21 protein-coding genes and 1 pseudogene are annotated in these 21,260 nt (G+C 70.1%); 8 read left to right on the forward strand and 14 right to left on the reverse strand.

Going from position 1 to position 21,260, the window contains the following annotated elements; genetic code table 11:
- Nucleotides 1-155: 155 nt before the first annotated feature.
- From ACWCPW_RS06900 to ACWCPW_RS06930, 7 genes are all read right to left on the reverse strand, one after another.
- On the reverse strand, nt 156-902 hold the full coding sequence (locus ACWCPW_RS06900; RefSeq protein ID WP_449760519.1) for a bestrophin-like domain: 747 nt from the start codon (nt 900-902) through the stop codon (nt 156-158).
- Nucleotides 899-1,600, reverse strand: a complete 702-nt coding sequence (locus ACWCPW_RS06905) for a hypothetical protein (protein WP_449760520.1) — start codon at nt 1,598-1,600, stop codon at nt 899-901. The genes ACWCPW_RS06900 and ACWCPW_RS06905 overlap by 4 nt, the downstream gene beginning before the upstream one ends.
- Before the next feature lie 196 nt (nt 1,601-1,796).
- Nucleotides 1,797-2,936 carry an acyl-CoA dehydrogenase family protein gene (locus tag ACWCPW_RS06910; RefSeq protein ID WP_449760521.1) on the reverse strand — a complete coding sequence of 380 codons (1,140 nt, stop codon included), beginning with the start codon at nt 2,934-2,936 and terminating at the stop codon, nt 1,797-1,799.
- A gap of 12 nt (nt 2,937-2,948) precedes the next feature.
- Nucleotides 2,949-3,422: a hotdog family protein gene (locus tag ACWCPW_RS06915; RefSeq protein ID WP_020549685.1), complete on the reverse strand. Its 474-nt coding sequence runs from the start codon at nt 3,420-3,422 to the stop codon at nt 2,949-2,951.
- Nucleotides 3,419-3,946 carry an FAS1-like dehydratase domain-containing protein gene (locus tag ACWCPW_RS06920; protein WP_395866947.1) on the reverse strand — a complete coding sequence of 176 codons (528 nt, stop codon included), beginning with the start codon at nt 3,944-3,946 and terminating at the stop codon, nt 3,419-3,421. The genes ACWCPW_RS06915 and ACWCPW_RS06920 overlap by 4 nt, the downstream gene beginning before the upstream one ends.
- Nucleotides 3,943-5,109, reverse strand: coding sequence for a CaiB/BaiF CoA transferase family protein (locus ACWCPW_RS06925; protein WP_449760522.1), 1,167 nt, complete (start codon nt 5,107-5,109; stop codon nt 3,943-3,945). Before ACWCPW_RS06925 ends, ACWCPW_RS06920 begins: the two co-directional genes overlap by 4 nt.
- Before the next feature lie 13 nt (nt 5,110-5,122).
- Nucleotides 5,123-6,304, reverse strand: coding sequence for an acyl-CoA dehydrogenase family protein (locus ACWCPW_RS06930; RefSeq protein WP_395866951.1), 1,182 nt, complete (start codon nt 6,302-6,304; stop codon nt 5,123-5,125).
- A 265-nt stretch (nt 6,305-6,569) separates the two neighbouring features.
- Here ACWCPW_RS06930 and ACWCPW_RS06935 point away from each other — a divergent pair, with 265 nt between their 5' ends.
- On the forward strand, nt 6,570-6,833 hold the full coding sequence (locus tag ACWCPW_RS06935) for a hypothetical protein (protein WP_449760523.1): 264 nt from the start codon (nt 6,570-6,572) through the stop codon (nt 6,831-6,833).
- Between the two features lie 143 nt (nt 6,834-6,976).
- Here the strand turns inward: ACWCPW_RS06935 and ACWCPW_RS06940 are convergent, their stop codons facing one another.
- The 3 genes from ACWCPW_RS06940 to ACWCPW_RS06950 form a co-directional block, all read right to left on the reverse strand.
- Entirely contained in the window at nt 6,977-7,762 is a 786-nt protein-coding gene (locus ACWCPW_RS06940; RefSeq protein ID WP_449760524.1) for an SDR family oxidoreductase, read from the reverse strand.
- Nucleotides 7,759-8,943: an acyl-CoA dehydrogenase family protein gene (locus tag ACWCPW_RS06945; RefSeq protein ID WP_449760525.1), complete on the reverse strand. Its 1,185-nt coding sequence runs from the start codon at nt 8,941-8,943 to the stop codon at nt 7,759-7,761. Before ACWCPW_RS06945 ends, ACWCPW_RS06940 begins: the two co-directional genes overlap by 4 nt.
- 94 nt (nt 8,944-9,037) lie before the next feature.
- Nucleotides 9,038-9,964 carry an SDR family oxidoreductase gene (locus ACWCPW_RS06950; RefSeq protein ID WP_395866956.1) on the reverse strand — a complete coding sequence of 309 codons (927 nt, stop codon included), beginning with the start codon at nt 9,962-9,964 and terminating at the stop codon, nt 9,038-9,040.
- A gap of 346 nt (nt 9,965-10,310) precedes the next feature.
- Between ACWCPW_RS06950 and ACWCPW_RS06955 the strand changes: the two genes are divergently transcribed.
- The 4 genes from ACWCPW_RS06955 (at nt 10,311) to ACWCPW_RS06970 (ending at nt 14,912) form a co-directional block, all read left to right on the forward strand.
- Complete coding sequence (locus tag ACWCPW_RS06955) at nt 10,311-11,237, forward strand: cyclase family protein (protein WP_449760526.1); 927 nt, start codon at nt 10,311-10,313, stop codon at nt 11,235-11,237.
- Nucleotides 11,238-11,731: 494 nt separating this feature from the next.
- Nucleotides 11,732-12,064 (forward strand): helix-turn-helix transcriptional regulator, encoded by a 333-nt coding sequence (locus ACWCPW_RS06960; RefSeq protein WP_395866960.1) that lies wholly within the window; start codon nt 11,732-11,734, stop codon nt 12,062-12,064.
- Between the two features lie 110 nt (nt 12,065-12,174).
- Nucleotides 12,175-13,602 carry a hypothetical protein gene (locus ACWCPW_RS06965; protein ID WP_449760527.1) on the forward strand — a complete coding sequence of 476 codons (1,428 nt, stop codon included), beginning with the start codon at nt 12,175-12,177 and terminating at the stop codon, nt 13,600-13,602.
- Between the two features lie 242 nt (nt 13,603-13,844).
- Nucleotides 13,845-14,912: a Zn-dependent alcohol dehydrogenase gene (locus ACWCPW_RS06970; RefSeq protein WP_402234589.1), complete on the forward strand. Its 1,068-nt coding sequence runs from the start codon at nt 13,845-13,847 to the stop codon at nt 14,910-14,912.
- A gap of 80 nt (nt 14,913-14,992) precedes the next feature.
- On the opposite strand, the gene ACWCPW_RS06975 is transcribed toward ACWCPW_RS06970, so the two are convergent.
- Together ACWCPW_RS06975 and ACWCPW_RS06980 are read right to left on the reverse strand one after the other, a co-directional pair.
- Nucleotides 14,993-15,184, reverse strand: a complete 192-nt coding sequence (locus tag ACWCPW_RS06975) for a hypothetical protein (RefSeq protein WP_449760528.1) — start codon at nt 15,182-15,184, stop codon at nt 14,993-14,995.
- An 11-nt stretch (nt 15,185-15,195) separates the two neighbouring features.
- Nucleotides 15,196-16,048, reverse strand: a pseudogene (locus tag ACWCPW_RS06980) (helix-turn-helix domain-containing protein).
- A 326-nt stretch (nt 16,049-16,374) separates the two neighbouring features.
- Between ACWCPW_RS06980 and ACWCPW_RS06985 the strand changes: the two are divergent.
- From ACWCPW_RS06985 to ACWCPW_RS06995, 3 genes are all read left to right on the forward strand, one after another.
- A complete protein-coding gene (locus tag ACWCPW_RS06985) occupies nt 16,375-16,791 on the forward strand; it encodes an ATP-binding protein (protein ID WP_449760529.1) in 417 nt (138 codons plus the stop codon).
- 544 nt (nt 16,792-17,335) lie between these two features.
- Nucleotides 17,336-17,644, forward strand: a complete 309-nt coding sequence (locus tag ACWCPW_RS06990) for a DUF485 domain-containing protein (protein ID WP_449760530.1) — start codon at nt 17,336-17,338, stop codon at nt 17,642-17,644.
- Nucleotides 17,645-17,697: 53 nt separating this feature from the next.
- Entirely contained in the window at nt 17,698-19,359 is a 1,662-nt protein-coding gene (locus ACWCPW_RS06995; protein ID WP_449760539.1) for a solute symporter family protein, read from the forward strand.
- A gap of 58 nt (nt 19,360-19,417) precedes the next feature.
- Here ACWCPW_RS06995 and ACWCPW_RS07000 read toward each other — a convergent pair whose 3' ends face one another.
- Together ACWCPW_RS07000 and ACWCPW_RS07005 are read right to left on the reverse strand one after the other, a co-directional pair.
- The gene (locus tag ACWCPW_RS07000) at nt 19,418-19,972 is read right to left on the reverse strand and encodes a flavin reductase family protein (protein ID WP_449760531.1); all 555 of its coding nucleotides are present in this window, start codon (nt 19,970-19,972) and stop codon (nt 19,418-19,420) included.
- Between the two features lie 234 nt (nt 19,973-20,206).
- The gene (locus tag ACWCPW_RS07005) at nt 20,207-21,079 is read right to left on the reverse strand and encodes an enoyl-CoA hydratase/isomerase family protein (protein WP_449760532.1); all 873 of its coding nucleotides are present in this window, start codon (nt 21,077-21,079) and stop codon (nt 20,207-20,209) included.
- Between the last annotated feature and the right edge of the window lie 181 nt (nt 21,080-21,260).

Here is a 21,260-nt window from a genome sequence, read left to right on the forward strand (position 1 = left end):
GCGGCGGGTTCGCGGGGGGTCTTCGAACGGGTCGTGTTCGCGATCCCGGATCGGGACGACTCGACCCGCCGGGTGTTCGAGCGGGTGTTGGGCGAGCGTCGGTAGAGGTGGAGGTGGAGGTGGATGCGGGCGGCAGGGGCGTTGGGGTGCCCTCGTCAGCCCAGTTGGGCGTAGCGGGTGAGGGCGGCGCGGAAGGAGGTCGGGTGTACGGCGAGGGGGTCGGTGTAGGGGTTTCGCAGTTGGAGGACGAGCAGGATTCCGAAGGCGACGATCGTGCCCACGAAGGAGAGGGCGATGATGTGGCGGCGGTCCGCGGTCGGGACGACGAGCGCCGGGAAGACGATGGCGAAGATGCCGGCGACGATCATGGCCACCGGTAGCACGATCGGTGTCGTGGAGGCCGGGTCGGCGAGTCGGACGTGGCGCTTGACGTACAGGTCGGCCACGGCCGCCTGGGTGTCGACGGCCCGATCGTGCGCCGTCTCCGAGACGGTGCCGACGCGGGCCGCGATCCAGTCGAGTTGGCGCCACGCGAGCGGGGTTTCGTGCTTGTCGGCCATCGCCGACCACTCCTTGTCGATCACCGTGCGGGTGTAGTCGCGCAGGCCGGCGCGGACGAAGTCGCGGTCGGGTGGCGGGAGTTGGCCGGACGCCGCGTAGGTCTTGGTCAGCACGCGCGCCTCGTCGCTCGCGTGTTGGCGAACCGTGGACTGGAGTTCCCACGCTCCGACGATCTGGAAGCTGGTCAGCAGCACGAACGGGGACAGCACGGCTCCGCCGCAGAAGGACAGCAGTTGGCCGTCGAAGCCGCTGTCCTTGGCGCGTTCGGTGCGGCTCATCACGATGACGGCAGCCGCGGCGATGCCGGCGCCGATGAGGGCGCCGAGGATCCAGATGGTCACGTCCGCACTCCTCGTCGGGCCGGGTTCGGAAGCAGCGCCGCCAGCGCGGCGGGAATGATCGACACCACCAGGACCGGCGCGATCCCGTCGGTGAATCCCGGGGGTGACGCCTCGTCCTCGGGCGGCACGGCGGTGGTGCGCAACGGCCGCCGGATGGACGGTGGTTCGTCGATGGGCGCGGCTGTGCCCGGCGGTTCGGGCCACGCGTCCACCGCGGCGGGGGCGTACGGGCGACGTACGGGCGCGGCGGGCGGCGGCCGGGTCCCGGGAGGCGGGCCGGCGGCCTGCCCGCTCGCGGCGCCGGCCGGTGGCGCGGGCGATGCCGGCTCGCGGGTGGGCGGTACGGTCGGCTCGGTCGCGGGCGGGCGGTGCGGCGGGGTGGCGGGGGGTGTCGTGGTGGGCCCGGCCGTGCAGCCGCACCCGGGACGCACGGTCACCGAGACGTCGTCGCCGATCCGGACGGCGGTCAGCACGCCGGGTTGATGCACGACGTGTACGCGGCCGGCGTGCACTTCCGTACGTGCGGCCGCGGGCTCGGCCGGTCGGCCCGTTGCGGCCGGGTCGGGGCGGGTCTCCACGTTCACGGCGACGCGGTCGTCGGTGCGGTGGTCGGCGAACGCGTCGCCGGCGGCGGCCAGGACCGGCAGGCATCCACACGCCACCAGCAGACACCGCGCCGCGAACCGAGAGTTGCCCATGGCGTCAGGGTGACGACGATGTGCCGAGATGCTCGGACGAATGCCCCGAAACCCCACTTTCGGGTGACCGAAGGAGAGCGGCCGAGTCGCCACCCGAGACGACGATCACTCCCCGACCCGGCCGTACCCCACGCGCCACGAAGGCGGCTCCGACCGGAGTCGGAGCCGCCTTCGTGGGGTGTCGCGGGTGCGGGGGTCAGCCCTTGTCGAGGACGTCCGCCGCGATCAGGTCTTCCAGGTAGCGGTCGTCCCACCAGTTGAGCTGGAGGGACTTGGCGCGGCGGAAGTAGAGCTGTACGTCGCATTCCAGGGTGAAGCCCATGCCGCCGTGTACGTGTACCGCCAGGTCGGTGACCTCGCGATAGGTGCGGGCGGCGAACAGCTTGGCCATCGGGGCCAGGCGCGCGGTGTCGCGGCCCTTGTCCCGGGACCAGGCGGCCTCCCAGACCAGGGTCTCGGCGCCGTCCACGGCGGTCGAGGCGTCCGCCAGGTTGTGCGCGATGGCCTGGAACGCGCCGAGCGGCTTGTCGAACTGCTTGCGGTGCTTGGCGTATTCGACGGTGATCTCCAGCGCGCGCTTGGCGCCGCCGACGGCCTGGGCCGCGAGCAGGATCAGGCCGTCGTGCAGCACGTCCGACCAGACCGGCCAGCCGGCTCCGGCCGAGCCGACCAACTCGCCGCGTACGTCCGCCAGTTCGACCCGATACTGGGTGTCCGAGGCGATCGTGGTCTGCTGGGTCAGGGTGACCCCGGCCGCCTTCGGGTCGACCAGGAAGAGCGACACGCCCTGGGCGGGGTCGCCCGGGGTGCCCGCGGTGCCGGTCCGGGCGAGCACGAGCAGCACGTCGGCCGACGACGCGTACGCGACGTGCCGCTTCGTACCGGACAACACGTGGCCGTCGCCGTCCGCGCGGGCCGCCAGCGCCACGCCCTTGCCGCCGTAGCCGCGGTCCGGCTCCAGCCACGCGACGCTCGCGATGGTGGTGCCGGCCGCGATGCCCGGCAGATACTTCTGCCGCTGCTCGTCGGACCCGGCCGCGGCGAGCACGCCGCCGACCAGGACCGAGCTGACGAAGTGCGGAGTCGGCGCCAGCGAACGCCCGAACTCCTCGTAGACCACGGCCGCGTCGAGCGTGGTCATCTCCGACCCGCCCCACTTCTCGGGGAGGGTCAGGCCGGTCAGGCCGGACTCGCCGAGCTTCTTCCAGAAGTCCTTGGGGTACCCGACCGGGTCGTTCTCCAACTCGCGAACGACGGAGAGGTCGGCGTGACGGGCCGTCAGGCCACGCACGGTCTCCCGGAGGATGTCCTGTTCCTGGGTGAAATCGAGGTCCATCGCGCGTCTCCTCTAGGGCTTCCAGCGCTCGCCGCGCCGGTCCCACGGGTTGTCGTCGGGGGTGGTGGGCAACGCGATTCGCGCGGTGGCCGTGGTGCGGGCCGCGCCGTCCACGGTCAGCGAGATCTCGGCGCGGACCCAGCCGCAGCCGGCCTCGTCCACCGAGACGTCGTCCACCGTGCCGGTGAGCAGCATGTGGTCGCCGGGGAAGACCGGCTTGGTCATCCGGAACACCATCCGGCCGATCCGGCCCTTGGGGCCGGTCCAGTCGTTGAGGTAGCGCTCGAACCAGGCGGCCTGGTTCGGGGTGTTCAGGAAGATGTCCTGCACGCCCTGGCGCTCCACCGCGAACTTGTAGTCGTGGTGCATCGGCCGCCAGTCGCGGCTGGCCAGCGCGCCCAGGATGACCGTGGTCGCGGTGACGTCGACGCCGAACGTGGGCAGCGCGTCGCCCTTGGCCAACTGGTCCAGGGTCAGGTCGCTCATCCGGTGGCCTCCCGCCGGTAGCCGTAGCCGGTGTAGGACTCGGTGCCGAGCAGGGCGCCGTCCTGGTTGTGGTACTCGACGTCGATCACCCAGAAGCGGCCGATCCCGAGCTTGGTGCGCTTCTCCGGACTGACCGAGCGGAGTACCTGATGCGACGTCACGATGTCGCCCAGGCGTACCGGTTCGTAGAAGACGTTGGTGTTGTCGGTCATGATCGCCTCGGGCAGTTCGAAGCGGATCTTGAGGTCGAAGTGCACCTGGAGGGAGAGCTGCTCGCCCTCCGCGCCGGGCGCCCAGTAGTGCGGGCGGGCCCACGCGGACAGCAGGCTGAGCGGGGCGATCGGGCCCCCGGTCAACTCCTTCGCGACCGCCTCGTCCCAGAACAGCGGGTTGCCGTTCTGCACGGACGCGCACGAGGTCCAGATGTAGCCGCGCTCGGCGGGGAAGTCACCCCGCTTCTCGTACTGGACCTTGCCGATGAGCGCCGCCACGTCCTCGGGCAGCGCGGTGTCTTGTGCCGTCATGCGACCACTCCTGAAGCGCGAAGCTCGGCGATGCGGTCCGGGCTCAGCCCGGCCGAGGCGAGCAGCTCGTCGGTGTCGGTGATCCCCGATTCCCGGACCGGGTACGGGTCCGCGGGTGCCTGCTGGCCGGCCAGTACCGGGCCCACCTGGCGGAACTCGCCCTGGACCGGGTGCTTGGCGGTGGTGAACGCCTCGCGCGCCAGGTACTGCGGGTCCTCCAGCAGTTCCGGTACCGACAGCACCGCGGACACGCAGGTGTCGGCGGGGGCCAGCTCGGCCACCCAGTCGTCCCGGTCGCGGCCGGCGAAGGCCGCCGCCAGGTCGGCCCGGATCGCGTCCTGCGCGTCGTCGTCGAGCTGGCGCGGGGCCCATTTGTCCAGCCCGGTCAGCCGGCACAGGTTCGCCCAGAAGCGACCCTCGATCGCGGCCACCGCGAGCCACTTGCCGTCTCGCGCGCGGTAGGTGTCGTAGCACGCGTAGCGGCCGGTCAGGATGCCGTGCCTGGGCTCGGGTTCGACGCCGGTGGCCAGGTATTCGTCCACGCCCAGCGCCATCAGCGCGAGCATGCCGTCGGCCACCGAGACGTCCAGCCGGGCGCCCTCGCCGGTGCGCTGCCGGCGGAACAACGCGCCCATGATCGCGATCACCGCGTGCATGCCGCCGCCCGCGCTGTCCGCCACGGTCGCGCCCGGGATCGGCGGACCGCCGTCCGCGCCGGGGCCGGACATGTGCAGGAAGCCGCCCACGCCCAGGTAGTTCAGGTCGTGCCCGGCCTGTTGCGCGTGCGGGCCGGCCTGACCGAAGCCGGACGTCGAGCAGTAGACGATCCGCGGGTTGCGCGCCGCGGCCGCGTCCGGGCCGATGCCCAGGCGGTCCACCACACCGGGGCGGAAGCTCTCGATCACCACGTCGGCGCTCTCGACCAGGGTCAGGAACGCCTCGCGGCCCTCGGGTGCCTTCATGTCGACCAGCACGCGCTTCATCCGCCGATGCGCGCTGTACGAGTAGTAGGGCGGCGCGATCTGCACGCCGCTCTTGGCCGGGACCGGGCCGACCTTGATCACCTCGGCCCCGTAGTCGGCCAACCAGCGCGAGGCGCGGGCGGCGGGGCCCACGCTCGCGAGATCCAGCACCGTGACGCCTTCCAGGAACTCTCCGGACATGACCGCGGCCCCGTCAGAAGTTCTTGGGAAGGCCGAGACCGCGGCGGGCGATGATGTTCTTCTGCACCTCGGAGGTGCCGCCGCCGATGGTGTCGAGCACGGTGTAGCGGTAGGTCGAGTCGGCGCGACCGGTCATCGGCGCGTCCTCGGTGCCCACCCGCAACTGGGTGCCCGGCGAGGCGATGTCCATCGACGCGTTCGCGAGCCGCTTGGACAACTCGGTGGCGTACAGCTTGTAGCCGGACGCCTCGACGGTGGGCGGTTTTCCGCCACCGGCCGCGGCGGCCACCACGCGCAGTCCGAGCAGGCGCGCGACGGCGGCCTCGGTGACCAGCGTGGCCAACTGCTTGCGCACGATCGGGTCCTCGCGCAGCGGCTCGTCGTCGCGGGTGGCCTCCTTGACGTACTCGGTGAGCACGTTCAGGCGCTGCTGGATCGGGGCGAACGAGAACATCGTGAAGCGTTCCAGGTCGAGTGCCTGGGAGATGTACTGGAAGCCCTTGTTCAACTCGCCGACCACATACTCGTCGGAGACCCACACGTCGTCGAAGAAGACGTCGTTGGTGCGCTCGTCGCCCATCGTCCAGATGCCCCGGACGGTGATGCCCGGGTGGTCCATCGGCACCAGGAACAGCGTGATGCCGTGGTGCTTGGGCGCGTCGGGGTCGGTGCGCGCGCCGACCCAGTACCACTCGGCGAAGTGCGCCGAGGTGGTCCAGGTCTTCTGGCCGTTGAGCCGCCAGCCCGCGCCGTCGCGGACCGCGCGCAGCTTCATCGAGGCGGCGTCGGAGCCCGCCTCGGGCTCGCTGTAGCCGACCGCGAACTCGACCTCGTTGTTGAGGATCTTCGGCAGGAACTCGGCCTTGAGCTTGTCGCTGCCGTGCGCGAGCAGGGTCTTGCCGATGATGCCGACGCCCTTGCCGATCTGCGGTCCACCGCGCCCGGCGAGGGCTTCGTTGAGCAGGTATTCGTAGACCCCGTCGCCGTCCTGGCCGCCCCATTCCTCGGGCCAGGTGATGCCGAGCCAGCCTTGGTCGGCCATCTTGCGCATGTACGCGCGGCGTGCGGGGGTGTCGACGACCTGGGCCATGTTCTCCCGGGTGACATCGAACACTTCAGGGTCGGGATTGGCGTCGAGAAACCGCTCGACCGTCTCGCTGAACGCGGTCTGGTCGGGGGAGAAGTCGAAGTCCACGGGTCGCCTTTCGGGGCGCGCCCATGCCGGCAGCCTCACCTGTGTACGTGCAGGTGAGGCAGCCGGCACAGAACCTGACGGATAGTCAGATCAAAGTAACACCGGCCTGGGTTCATTTCGAGTGGCGGTCGGCAATAGATGTGTGGGCCCCGTCTCGCTCCCGCGTGCGCGCCGGGCACGGCCGGGGCGCGACCGACGAACCGGTTCTGGACAAGTCCGGAAAAGTTACGGCGCGTCCGCGATCGACCACCTATCGTGGGTGGACATGAGCGGAAAAGCTTGCCCGCAATGTGGTCGTGATCACCCGTGGTGCGGGTTCGAGTGGTCGGCACGCGAGCCGGACGACGCGGACCGCCCGGACCCCGACGGCGGCGATGCCGAGGGGCCGCCGTACCGGGTCAGCGAACTGCTTCCCGACATCCTCGACTTCCTGGCGCGCGGCAGCCGCGGGCCGGATCGGGCCGGCGCGCGCGAAAGCCCGGGCCGGTCCCTGCGGGGACTGATACCCGGGCCCAGGCGCCGTTCCTGACGACACGTCACAGGCGTGGCGGTCGGCGCGCGCGGCGTGCTGGGTCGCCGCGCGCGACGAGGTGACGTGCCGTCACACGCCGACGTGAGGTGCCGTCACCGGGATGGGTGACGTGCCGTCCGGCGCGCCGGAGCGAGGTGTCCTCAGGCGCGTTGCGAGCTCACCGAGACGACCTCGCCGGTCATGTACGACGAGTAGTCCGACGCGAGGAAGACCATCACGTTCGCGACCTCCCACGGCTCGGCCGCGCGCCCGAACGCCTCGCGCGAGGACAACTCGTCGAGCAGTTCCTCGGACGAGGCCCTGGCCAGGAACGCGTGCATCGCGATGCTCGGCGCGACCGCGTTGACCCGTACGCCGAACTCGGCCGCCTCCACGGCGGAGCAGCGGGTCAGCGCCATCACACCGGCCTTGGCCGCGGCGTAGTGCGCCTGACCCTTTTGCGCGCGCCAGCCGAGCACCGAGGCGTTGTTGACGATCACACCCTTGCCGCGCGGCCGCATGTGCCGCAGCGCCGCCCGGGTGCAGCGGAACGTGCCGTTCAGCGTCACGTTCATCACCAGGTCCCACTGCGCGTCGGTCATGTCGACGAGGTTGGCCTCGCCGCCGAGCCCGGCGTTGTTGATCAGCACGTCGATACCGCCGAGTTCGCGCGCGGCCGTGTCGATCAGGTGCTGCACCTCGTCCTCGACCGTGACGTCGCACGGGACGGCGAGCGGGCGCGATCCGATCAGCTTGGCGAGTTCGTCGGCGGCCTCGCCGAGGCGGCGCTCGTGCTTGTCGCTGATCGCGATCACGGCGCCCTCCTCCGCGGCGCGCTTGGCCGCGGCGAAGCCGATCCCGGTGCCGGCGGCGGCGGTGATCAGGACGGTCTTGCCGGCCAACAGGCCGTGGCCCTCGACGTAGGCGGGGGCGGGGGTGGGGCTCACTTGGCGTCTCCTCGCGGTTCACGGGGCATGCCGAGGACACGCTCGGCGATGATGTTGCGCTGCACCTCGTTCGACCCGCCGTAGATGGTGTCGGACTTGGTGAACAGGAACAGGCGTTGCGCGGCCGAGAGTTCGTACGGTGCCTCGGCGGCCAGGCCGGACTCGGCGCCGGCCACGTCCATCGCGAGCGTGCCGAGCCGCTGATGCCAGCCGGCCCACACCAGCTTGGCCACCGAGGCCGCGCCGGGATCGGGCGAGCCGAGCGTGCGCAGCGCGTTGCAGCGCAGCACCTTGAGGTCGATCCAGCTCTGCAGCAGTCGGTCGCGCAGGACCGGGTCCTCGATCGCGCCGTTGGCCTTCGCCTCGGCGACCACCTTGTCCAGCTCGATCTCGAAGCCGATCTGCTGGGCCAGCGTGGAGACCCCGCGCTCGAACGCGAGCAGGCCCATGGCCACGCCCCAGCCCGCGCCGACCTCGCCGACCACGTGCTCGGCCCGCGCGCGGGCGTTGTCGAAGAACACCTCGTTGAACTCGCTGGTGCCGGTCAACTGGACGATCGGGCGGATCTCGATGCCCGGCTGGTCCATCGGCGTGAGCAGGAAGGTGATGCCCTTGTGCCGCTGCGACGCGGGATCGGTGCGGGCCAGCACGAAGCACCAGTTCGCCTCGTGCGCGAGCGAGGTCCACACCTTCTGGCCGGTGATCAGCCAGTCGCCGGACTCGGGGTCCACGGTCGCGGTGGTGCGCAGGTTGGCCAGGTCGGAGCCGGCGCCCGGCTCCGAGTAGCCCTGACACCACAACTCCTCGCCACGCGCGATGGCGGGCAGGAAGCGGGCCTTGTGCTCCTCGGTGCCGAACGCGAGCACGGTGGGGCCGAGCAGGTTCTCGCCCATGTGGTTGACCCGGCCGGGCGCCTGGGCGCGGGCGTACTCCTCGCCGAAGATCACCTGCTGCATCAAGGACGCCTCGCGGCCCCCGTATCGCCTGGGCCAGTCCAGGCCGATCCAGCCGCCCTCGCCCAGGCGCAGCTCCCAGGCGCGGCGGATCTCGAAGTGCTCGTGCTCGCTGCCGGGACCGCCGGTACCGACGGCCGCGGCGAACTCACCGGAGAGGTTCTCCCGGAGCCACTCGCGGACCTCGGCCCGGAACTCCTCGTCCTCGGCGCTGTACCGGAAATCCACAGCCTGTCCAATCTCGCGGGGGGTGCACGGACAGCGGCGCGGGGTTCGCCGTTCGCGGCTCGAACCCCGCGCGCACCGCCTGCCGAGGGCTGGGTCAGTTGCCGGCGGCGGCCGCGGCCTCGGCGGCCTTCTTCTTGGCCGCGGCGGCCGCGTACTCCTTGAGCTGGGCGAGCACCGGCATCGGGTCCTGGCCGATCTGGGTGGGCAGCTTCTCGGCGATCTCCTCGGCCGTCCAGCGGTCGGCCGCGTACATCGTCTTGATCTCGTGCGGCTGGTCCCACAGCGCGATCTTGGGGCCGGCGGTCGTGTACACCTGACCGGTGATGTTCTTGGCGTGGTCGGAGAGCAGGAAGACCACCAGCTCCGCGACGTCCTCGGGGTCGCCGATCTCCTTGAGCGTCTGCGGGACGCCCTCGGACATCCGGGTCCGGGCCACCGGCGCGACGCAGTTGGCGTTGACGCCGTACTTGTTCAGGCCCAGCGCGGCGGAGCGCACGAACGAGACGATGCCGCCCTTGGCCGCGGCGTAGTTCGCCTGGGCGACCGAGCCGAGCGCGTACACGCCGGAGGTGAAGCCGACGATCGAGCCGAAGCCCTGGGTCTTCATCACCTTGGACGCGGCCTGCACGACGGTGAAGGTGCCCTTGAGGTGGGTGGCGATGACGCTGTCCCACTCGTCCTCGGTCATGTTGAACAACATGCGCTCACGCAGGTTGCCCGCGACGGTGACGACGCCGTCGATCCGGCCCCACTTCTCGACGCCGGCGTTCACGATCCGGGCGCCGCCCTCCATCGTGGCCACGGAGTCGGCGACCGCGACGGCCTCGCCGCCGAGCGCCTCGATCTCCTTCACCACGGCGTCGGCGACCTCGCTGGTCGGCGCGCTGCCGTCCATCGCGACGCCGTAGTCGTTCACGACCACCTTGGCGCCGTGTGCGGCGGCGGCGAGTGCGACGGCCCGGCCGATGCCCCGGCCGGCGCCGGTGACCGCGATTACCTTGCCCGTGAGGAAGTCACCCATGTGTTGTCCGCTCCTTGTCGGTGGCCTCGCCAGTAGGCCCCGGAAGTCGAGGGCCGAGGCCCAGGTGGGGTCGGTCGTGGCGCGCTCCGCGGTCGTCGCGGTCTGGACCGCTTCGACCGCCCGCACAGGTCCGGCAGCCTTGCGGACGCAAGGTGCGCAGCCTGTGAGAACGCCCTCCCGACATTATCTGACGATCCGTTAGTTTTCCTGGATAGAGTGCCGCAGCACACAGCACGACGCAGCACCACACACGCACTTGACAGCGCGGTCGTCGGATTCCGAGAGTGCGCCTGTCGGTATTCGTGCCCATCGGCACGTGTCACCACCGCCTGGAGGAGGCTCCCCTATGTCGCTGCCCCCCGAGTTTCATGAACTCGCCGCTCGTGTGAACAACTGGGGCCGATGGGGCCGGGAGGACGAGATCGGGACGATCAACCTGATCACGGACGACGTGGTCAGGGCCGCGGCGGGCTGCGTACGCACCGGCAAGCGCTTCTCGCTGGCCGTGGAACTGCGTGAGGACGGCATCCAGAACGGGATGATCCCGGGCCGGGACAACCCCAAGCGCACCACGTTCCTGGTCAACCACGAGGTCTTCGGCCCCGGCACGGTGGCCACCAGCGACGACTCGGTGGTGATGGGCATCCAGGCGGGTACGCACTGGGACGGGCTGACCCACGCGACCTACGACGACCGGCTGTACAACGGCCACTCGGCCAAGGAGACGGTCACGGCGGAGGAGGGCGCGCGCAGGCTCGGCATCCACAACGTCAAGACGCTGGTCTCGCGCGGGGTGCTGCTCGACGTGGCGCGGGCCAAGGGCCTGGACATCCTGCCGCCGGAGTACGCGGTGACCCCCGCGGACCTGGAGGCGGCCGAGGAGTTCGGCAACGTGCGTGTCCGCGCGGGTGACATCGTGCTGGTGCGCACCGGGCAGATCCGGCAGTACTTCGCGGGCGAGAAGGACATGTACTTCTACGGCCCGGGCCTGTCGGTGCGCACGCCCGAGTGGTTCCACGCGCGCGACGTGGCGGCGGTGGCCAACGACACCGTGACCTTCGAGGTCTTCCCGCCGGAGATCGAGGACTGCTTCATGGCGGTGCACGCGCTGCACCTGGTGGAGATGGGGATGCTCCAGGGGCAGAACTGGAACCTGGAGGAGCTGTCCGAGGACTGCGCGGCGGACGGCGTGTACGAGTTCTTCCTGGAGGCCTCGCCGGAACCCTTCGTGGGCGGCGTCGGCACGCCGGTGAACCCGGTGGCGATCAAGTAGCGCGGGACGGTTCGGCTGTCGCCGGGTCGGCCGGCCGGCGTCGGCCGGACTCGGGTCGGCCGGGCGCGGGCCTCGAACACGCGTAGACCGGAGGGCGTGCGGGCCCCGGACAGGGTTGCCTGTCCCGGGGCCCGCATGCGTTCCGGGCACCGCGACGAGGCCCGGAACGATGACGGTCCCACTTCGTCGAGGAAACCCAGGGCACTTCCCGGGCGCCTCGTCGTCCCCTCGCGAACGACCGCCACACTCAGGGTGATCAGTGTCGGACGAGGCGTCAATATCCTGTGGGCACCGATTTCCCTTCCCCGATCACGATTCGTCCGTACACCCGCCGGCACGCCACATCGGCACCATGCGTCCCACCGGGCTCGGGTGCAGCGTGCCACCCGCAGGGGTCGACAGCTCCCTGGCCCGCGCACCATCCGAGGCCGCCGCCGGATGCCCGGCCATACACTTGTGTATGGGGATGATCCTTGCGCGAAGGGACAATTCTGATGAGCCATACGCGCTGGAAGCTCACCCGGGACTGGCGGCTTGTGGCCGGCGGCACCGAATCGCCCGAGGCCCAGGCCATTCATGTGGAGATCCGCATGGCCTCGGTTCTCGGCTTGGCGGTTTATGAGCGGCGTACCGCATTGGGCATCTCGCAGAGTGAACTCGGCAAGCGGGCGGAGATGACGCAGCCGGAGATCTTCAAGATCGAACTCGGCGGCACGATACCGACCCTCCCGCTGCTCGCCCGCCTGGCGAAGGCGCTCGACGCATCGTTGAACATCGCCTTGGACGGGGACACCTCGACCGTCGTCTTCACGCCGCACACCGCTTGAGGCGGACGAGCCGACTCGGGCGGGTCCGTGGTGGCCGACGGGTTCCGCCTTTCCGGCGCGGTGAAGCCGTGGATCCTGGGTGTCGTGGACATTCCGAGCGGGGGCGGCACGTGACGGGGATCGACGAGCGGGCCGAGGGTGTGTTGGGGAATCCGGAGGCGCCGCGGGAGGTCCTGTCACGGGCGTTGACCGGTGAGCTGGGACGGGTCGCCCGCGTCGGGCTCGCCGGTGCGCCGGCCCTGCCGCAGGATGTGATCGAGGCGATGGTCGGGCATCCCGACCGCAGGGTGCGCGTGGGGTTGGCCGGCAATCCGTACGTGGATCCGGCGCAGCGGGCGCGTCTGGTTGGCGATCCGGACCGGAGGGTGATTGCCTGTACGGTCCGTGGCGTGCGCCATCCGGACGGGGATCCGCGTCCGCTGCCGGACGACGCGTACGCGCGGTTTCTTTCGCACGTGATGACGTGGGAGAGCGGCTACGGCGATCAGGTGTTGAGCCGGGACGACGTGATGCAGGAGCTTCTGGCCTCCGGCATGCCGTCGCACATCTTCCGATCGTTCGCACGGCGGCCGGAGGCGGAGCTGCGGTCGATGGCGTGCGGGTGGTGGGAAAGTCTGCCCTTCGCCGATCGGGTGGCGCTGACCGTCGACCGTGAGCGCAGGGTCCGCATGCGGGCCAGAAGGGCGGCGATCGACGTACGACGATGCGTGACCGACATCGACTGGGCGCCGACCAACCGAGGCAGTGAATCGGCAATTTCCAGCCGCCCGCTCACGCGCGCCGACGCCGAGCGGATCGTTCGGGGTCAAGCGCCGCCGCACTACCGGCCCTACGCCGCCGGAAATCCGCATCTCCCGGCCGATCTGGTGGCGGTCCTGGCGCGCGATCCCGATCCGCGCGTGCGCTACCGGGTGTCGATGCGATCGGAGTTGACGGAGGATCAGCGGGCGGCGATCCACTACGAGGTGCCGGCGGTGGAGGACCTGGACTTCGCGACTTGGTACTCGCCACGTCCCCTCGCGGGTACGCCGGACGAGTGGGCGCGCTCGGCACATCCCGGGCTGCGGCGGATCGCGGCGGGCTCGGCCGGGCTTTCGGCAAGGTCGCGCGATCTCCTGGCGGTGGATCCCGATCTCGGGGTGCGGGTGCTGACCTGTCGTCACCAGGCGGGCGTCGGGCCGGAGTTGCTGTTACGGGCGTATCGGGACTTCCGCGGTTGCGGGCGGAGTCGGCTGATCTACCGCGCGGGTTTCCCGACCCACGGGCTCGCACGGTTCGCGGGCGATCCGGATCCGGGCATGCGCGAGCTTGTGCTGCGCGATCCGGACGCGCCGGCGGATGTGGTGCTCGGGCTGCTCGCCGATCCGGAGCGGTGTGTGCGAACCGCGCTCGCCAGGCATCCGGCAGTGCCGGTGGATCGGCTGCTCGCGCTCTTGGACGATGCCGAACTCGGGCCTTACGCGGCGCGCAATCCCGCTCTCCCGGTCGAGGCCATGCACCGGATCCTGGACGCGGCGGGGGCGCCGCGCGGTGTCTGAAGTGCCCGCTGTGGCACGGGTGATGAACCGTACGTCGATGCGACACGTGTGTGATCGACGGGCTGCTCAGAGGCGGTGTCGCGGTGTGACGAGAGGACTGTCACAACCGGCTGACTGCTCATCAGTTCCGGGCTAGAGTGCCGCGCGGGTACGCGTGCGCGCTTGAAGCTCCGGAGCCGGTCCGGCCGGTAAGCCGTCGAGCGCCCCGGCTCGTCAGCCCATTTCCGATGGAGGAGGAACCGGTGAAGGGCGTTCTTTTCGACGGCAAGGAAGCCTCGATCGTCGATGACCTCGAGGTGCGCGCACCCGGGGCCAACGAGGTCCTGGTGAAGATCGGTGCGGCCGGTCTGTGCCACAGCGACATCTCGGTGATCAACGGCACCATCCCCTTCCCGCCCCCGGTCGTGCTCGGGCACGAGGGCGCGGGCGTCGTGGAGGCGGTCGGCGAGCTGGTCACGCACGTCAAGCCCGGCGACCACGTGGCGCTGTCCACGCTGGCCTCGTGCGGCGCGTGCCGTGAGTGCGACCGGGGTCGGCCGACCATGTGTGCCAAGAGCTTCGGCCAGCTCAACCAGCCGTTCACGCGTGGCGGCAAGCCGGTCTACAACTTCGCGGGCCTGTCGGTGTTCGCCGAGCAGATCGTGGTCAAGGGTGTCCAGGCGGTCAAGATCCCCAAGGACATCCCGCTCGCGTCCGCCGCGCTGATCGGCTGCGGCGTGCTGACCGGCGTGGGTGCGGTGCTGAACCGGGCGAAGGTACAGCCCGGCGACACCGTCGCGGTGATCGGCACGGGCGGCATCGGCCTCAACGTGATCCAGGGCGCGAAGCTCGCGGGCGCGGTGCGGATCGTGGCCGTGGACGCGAACCCGGCGAAGGAGGCGGTGGCGCGCGAGTTCGGCGCGACCGACTTCGTGGACGCGCGCGCGGTCGAGGACTCGGTCAAGGCGGTCCAGGAGCTGGTTCCGGGCGGCGTGGACCACGCGTTCGAGTGCGTCGGGCACGTCGGGGTGATCCGCAACGCGATCGACATGCTCGGGCGGGCCGGCCAGGCGATCATCCTGGGCGTCGCGCCGTCGGACGCCGAGGCGTCCTTCCACGTGTCCTCGATGTTCCTGGACAAGTCGATCATGGGCTGCCGCTACGGCTCCTCGCGCCCGCAGTACGACATCGCGCGCTACGCGGACCTGTACAAGACCGGCGCCCTGCGGCTCGACGAACTGGTCACCCAGACCTACGCCCTGGACGACTTCCACCACGCGGTCGAGGACGCGGAGGCGGGCAAGGTCGCCCGGGGGGTCTTCGTCTTCTGACCCCGCAGCCCCTTCGCCGAAGCGCGCCTCCCACTTTGGGGGGCGCGCTTTGTGCGTGCGCGCCACCGGTTACTTGTGAACTACAGCAGGTGGTCGGCTTTGCCGGCTTTGATGTCGCGGATGAGGGTGCGGAGGGCGTCCATGGTGTCGGTGACGTATTCGTCTTCGTGTCCGGCGACGGCGATGTAGCCGTTGCCGTCCGCATCGGTGCCGAGCCGGAAGCACGAGTTGCCCTCGGCGCAGAAGGGGTCTTCCCACGTGATGGTGGGCATCGTTGGTCTCCTTACGAGTGGTGTGCGATCTCGTGGATGAAATCGCGGGACCGGTCGGCAGGCAGGGCCAGGTCTTCCAGCCACTTCAGTTGTACTCGGTATTTTGCGAGTTGGGTCTCGGCCCACATGAAGGCCGGCCCATGTGAGCTGTCGATCTGGACGGTATCGAGCAGCGGTACCGGACCCTCGGCATAAAGGACGCTTTGGCCTGCGCCTGGGAAGGCTCCTGCTTCGTAGGGGGAGGACCAGCAGTGTGACGTTCGGTCGCTCGGACATGCCGATCAGGTGTTCCAGTTGGGCCCGCGCGATTGCCCTGCCGCCGAACTGCATCCGAAGTGCCGCTTCGTGAATGACGGCTCGGTACGTGGGCGGATCGTCTTGGACGAGGACCTGTTGCCGTTCCGCGCGGTGGGCGAGTCGGAGCCCGACTTCGTGGTCCGGGAGCGTGGGCACGGCTACCCGGAAGACCGCGAGGGCGTGGTCGGGCGTCTGGAGCAGTCCGGGGATGTGCACGGTGTTCGCCACTCGCATCCCGATCGCGGAAGCCTCCAACTCGGCGATGTCCAGGAGGCCTTGGGGCAATGTCCCCCGGTAGCGGTCCCACCAGCCCTTGACGTCCGGCTGTGCCATCTCGATCAACGCCTCGATGTACCGCTCGTCGGTGCACTCGCAGTTGCATACCAACGTGCGCAGCCGGTCGGCACTGATCGAACGCGAGCCCGACTCCATGTTGGAGATCTTGCCCCGGTCCACGCCCAGCAGCCCTGCCGCGTACTCGGCGGACATGCCTGCCGAGGTTCGGATCCGTCGCAGTTCACTCCCCAAGCGCCTCTGTCGTTCGGTAAGCACCGTCCTGGGAGCCATGCCGGTTCCTTTCGCCCGCCGTCAGAGGCAGTCTGCCGCCCAACCGTGCACACACACCAAGAGGCGGATCAATAGTCTCGATCGCGTGGCAAATTTACCCCGCCATGTTCTACGCTCGGTGTCGCACCACCTACACAAAGCGATGCCGGAAGTGCACCGCGCGAGCATGCCTGCCTGTCTTGGGACGGGTGTGTTCGCGCTCGGGGAGGTAGGCCACCGGCGCCGTAGTGCGACGTGTTCGCCGCGTACGCGCCCATCCAGCCCGCGCTGCCCAGGAGTTGCCCATGCCCGGATCCCTCTGCCCCGCCGGTGAACCGGCGCCCGCCATGCCTACCGTCCCCGCGATCCCGGTCATCCCGTCGCACTGGAGCTTTCCCGCCGATCCCACCTCCGTGCGGCGCGCCCGGTGCGCCGTGATGGGCGCCCTGCCGCGCGGTTCTCGCCCCGAACTCGCCGACGAGCTCGTGTTGGTGACATCCGAGCTCGTCACCAACGCGCTGCTGTACGGCACTTGTCCGGCCGACGGCTGCCCGATCGAACTCGTGCTCTGGCCCGCCGACGGCTACTGGTGGCTCGCCGTCTCCGATCCCGGCGCGGCCCTGCCCGCACTCGCCTCGCCCGGCCCGAAGGAATGCGGAGGGCGCGGGCTTCTCCTGGTGAGCGTGCTCGCCGCCACCTGGGCGGTGGTGCCGCGCCACGGGTGTGGCAAGTCGGTGGTGGTGGGGCTGAGGATCGCCGGCTGAGCGGTGCTTCGAGGGGCGACGGTATTGCCGAAGTCGCTGTTCCCGAGCGCGAATCGACAACATTCCGATCTTGATAACGGATTCGGCGCGAGGCGCGGGCCCGGCTCGAAGTGTCGGTGATCGGATTGTTTCGGATGTGGCGATGGTTGGTCGCACCGGACCAACTCGGGCTGCTTCGACGGTGGTTCGGTCGGATGCGGCGAACTCGTGGGCAATTTCGGTCAATTCCGGGAGCGGCGGGAATTCGTGGGTTATCCGCGTAACCAGTCAGTCCCGCTTTCAGTTGATCGGATAGGTTCCGCGCGTCCCGGCGGCGCCTCTAAACTCGCTCCGCTGCGGCCCCAGGTCCCACGGACCGCGGTCAGGTACCCGATCGGCGCCTCGGGCCACGCGCGGGGTGTCCGCTGGAGAGGAGCCCTACCGCCCCATGCCGACTCCGCACGATGACACGCACGATCGTCCCCCCGAGCCCGAGCCAGCGACCGAGAAGGGGGCGGCGTCGGCCGCCGGCAAGGCGTCCGTTCCGGGCCCGCGCACACCGTATGTGGACGACCGCACCGGATATCTGGAAATGGAACAGGATCCGAGATTCGGTGCGCTCAAGAAGCGCCAGCGGTCCTTCATCTTCCCGGTCACCGCCGCGTTCCTCACCTGGTTCCTGCTGTACGTGGTCATGTCCGCCTACGCGCGTGACTTCATGGCCAAGGAACTGATCGACCACATCAATGTCGCTCTCGTGTTCGGCCTGCTCCAGTTCGTCTCGACGTTCCTGATCGCCTGGGCCTATTCGCGATTCGCGCGCACCCGACTCGACCCCGTCGCCACCGAACTGCGAGAGGAACTCGAAGCGTGAACCTTTCTCTCGAACTCGCCGCGGAGTCCAGCAACCGAGGCTGGACCTTCGCGATGTTCGCCGTGCTGGTCGCGGTCACGCTCGGCATCACCTTCTGGGCGAGTCGCAGGAACCGTACGGCGGCCGACTTCTACGCCGGCGGCCGCTCGTTCACCTCGCTCCAGAACGGACTGGCGATCGGCGGCGACTACATGTCGGCCGCGTCCTTCCTCGGCATCGCGGGCATCCTGGCACTGTCCGGCTACGACGGCTTCCTGTACTCGATCGGCTTCCTGGTCGCCTGGTTGGTGGCCCTGCTCCTGGTCGCCGAACCGATGCGCAACTCCGGCCGGTACACGATGGCGGACGTACTCGCCAACCGCATGCGCGAACGCCCGGTCCGGATGGCCGCGAGCGTGTCCACGATCGTCGTGTCGATCTTCTACCTGCTGGCCCAGATGGTCGGCGCTGCGTCGGTGGTCTCGCTCCTGCTCGACGTCAAGAGCGACGCCGCGCAGATCTCGGTCATCGCCGCGGTGGGCGCGCTGATGATCGTCTACGTCACCGTCGGCGGCATGAAGGGCACCTCCTGGGTGCAGATCGTCAAGGCCCTGCTGCTCATGGTGGGCGCGTTCGTGATGTGCGTCTGGGTGCTGGCGAAGTTCAACTTCAACGTCGCCGACCTGCTCGGCACCGCGGCGAGCAAGTCCGGTTCGGGTGAGTCGTTCCTTCAGCCTGGGCTCAAGTACGGTGCCACGGACGGCTGGTCGAAGATCGACCTGATCTCGCTGGGGCTCGCGCTGGTGCTCGGTACGGCCGGCCTGCCGCACATCCTGGTGCGCTTCTACACCGTGCCCAACGCCCGCGTCGCGCGCCGCTCGGTGACCTGGGCGATCGGCATCATCGGGGTGTTCTACCTGATGACGCTGATCCTGGGCTTCGGCGCGGCCGCCCTGATCGGCAGCAGGGAGATCAAGAAGGCCGACCCGACCGGCAACACGGCCGCGACCCGGCTGGCCGAACACCTGGGCGGCGGCGCGGGCACCACCGGCGGCGCGCTGATGCTCGCCTTCATCGCCGCGGTGGCGTTCGCGACCATCCTCGCCGTGGTGGCCGGCCTGACGCTGGCCTCGTCCTCGTCGTTCGCGCACGACCTGTACGCGAACGTGTTCCGCAAGGGCCGCACCACCGATGCCGAGGAGGTCAAGGTCGCGCGGATCGCGGCCTTCGTGATCGGCACGGCGGCGATCGTGCTGTCGGTGTTCGCCCGCGAGTTGAACGTGGCGTTCCTGGTCGCGCTCGCGTTCGCCATCGCCGCGTCCGCCAACCTGCCCGCGATCGTGTTCTCGCTGTTCTGGAAGAAGTTCAACACGCGCGGCGCGGTGTTCGGCATCTACGGCGGCCTGGTCACCTCGGTCCTGGTGGTGGCGCTGTCGCCGATCTGCTGGGGCGGGGCGTCCGACACCAAGCCGGCGATCAAGCAGCTCACCGCGAAGCAGGCGGCCGACTGTGACGTCTCGAAGGACCGCAAGGACGTGGGCAACGCGACGGCGTTGTTCAGTTGCACGACCCCGGCGCCGATTCCGCTGGAGAACCCGGGGATCATCTCCATCCCGGTCGGCTTCGCGTGCGCCGCGATCGGCGCGATGTCCGCGCGACGCCGTCGCGACGACGACGATGACCGCAAGTTCGCCGAACTCGAGGTCAGGGCGCTGACCGGAGCCGGCGCGCACTGAGCGGGTACGCGTGCACCGATCCGGATCCGCGGCCCAAGCGCCCGGGTCCGGATCGGGGCTACCCGTTGTCGCTGGGGTGGCCGAACCGGCCCTTGTAGAACAGCAGCGGGGCGCACTCCATCCGCGGCGCGTCCAGGGCCTGGACCCGGCCGATCACGATCTCGTGGTCGCCGCCGTCGACCACGCTCTCCAGCGTGCAGTCGATCCACGCGAGGACGTCGTCCAGCTTCGGCGAGCCGGTCGGCGCGGGGCTGTGCGCGACACCGGCGAACTTGTCCGCGCCACTGACCGCGAAGCCGCGGCAGAGCTGTTCCTGGTCCTCGGCGAGCACGTTCACGCAGAACCGGCCGCCCGGTCGGATCCGCGGCCACGTGGTGGAGGTCTTCGCCACGAAGAAGGTCACCAGCGGCGGGTCCAGCGAGAGCGACGCGAACGACTGGCAGGCGAAGCCGACGGGGATGTCCCCGTCGAGCGCGGTGATCACCGTGACGCCGCTGGCGAAGTGGCCGAGGACGTGCCGGAATGTGGCGGCCTCGACGATGCCCCCACCCTCCGGCAGGGCGATGGCCGCGGGATCCGCCGGCTTCGTGCTCGCTGCGTCGATCTGGCCCATGGTGGACTTCCTCGCAGGTGTCTTGGGGCGTCGGGTCTGTGACGCTACGTCACCCGATTTCCTTGCGTCAATCAAAGGAGAGGGGGTCCTTCGTCACATCTGACGACTCGTCAGTTGTCTTGTGGCGTAAGGCACAACGCTCGAACAACGACCGAACGGCGGGCGCTCGGCGGGCCGCCGCGGGCCCGCCGCAGGACCGCCGCGGGGCCCGCCGTCCGACCGCCGGGAGCGCGGCTACCAGCCGTAGTACTCCGGCTTGCGGCGCTCCATGAGCGAGGCGACCCCCTCGTTCGCGTCACGCGAGGTCATGTTCAGCTCGACGATCCGCGCCTCCTCGTCGAAGGCCGCCACGCGGTCGCTCTCCAGCGAACGGTTGACGAGCTGCTTGGTGAACGCGTACGCCCGGGTCGGTCCGGTGGCCAGCCGCTCGGCCCATTCCTTGGCCACGGCCTGGAGCTCGTCGGCGGCGACCACCTTGTTCACCACGCCGATCCGGAGCGCCTCGGCGGCGGGCAGGTCGTCGCCGAAGAACATCAGCTCCTTGGCCTTCTGCGGGCCGACCAGGCGCGGCAGCAGGTACGCGCTGCCGCCGTCCGGCACCAGGCCGCGACGGGTGAAGATCTGGATGAAGCGGGCGGTGTCGGCGGCGATCACCAGGTCGCACGCGAGCGCCAGGCTCATCCCGTAGCCGGCGGTGGTGCCGTTGACCGCCGCGATCACCGGCTTCTCGCAGTCCAGGACGGCGTTGGTCAGGCGCTGTACGCCGGTCTTCATCATCCGGGTGGCATAGCCGGTGGGGCGGGCGGGGGGCTTGGGGGCGGCGTCGTCGGATTCGGCGCCCTCGGCGCCTTCGGCGGTCGCCGCGAGCAGGGACTTGGTGCCTGGGGAACTGCGCAGGTCCATGCCGGTACAGAAGTGCTTGGGGCCCGCGGCGGTGAGGACCACGGCGCGGACGGACTCGGTCGCGGACGCCTCGGCGAGGAGGTCGATCAGGAGTTCGCGCTGGGCCCAGGTGAGGGAGTTGCTGGCAGCGGGGCGGTTGAGGGTGAGCCAGAGGACGCCGTCGCTTACGCGGTGCAAGAGGTCCTGGTCGGTGTCGGTGGTCATGTGTGCGTTGGCTCCTTGGTGGTTGTTTGGCCTCGAGCGCCGGCCGGGCTGGAGGGTCTTCGCCCGGCGTTGAGCGTTGGTCGGACGGGGGTGGGGGCGGTTTAGCGGCGGGCCGGTAGTCCCCCGCGGGGGGGGGGGGGGCGGGGCCGGGGGGGGGGGGGGGGCGGGGGAGAGAGCGGCG

It is taken from the genome of Embleya sp. NPDC001921, from assembly GCF_053594475.1.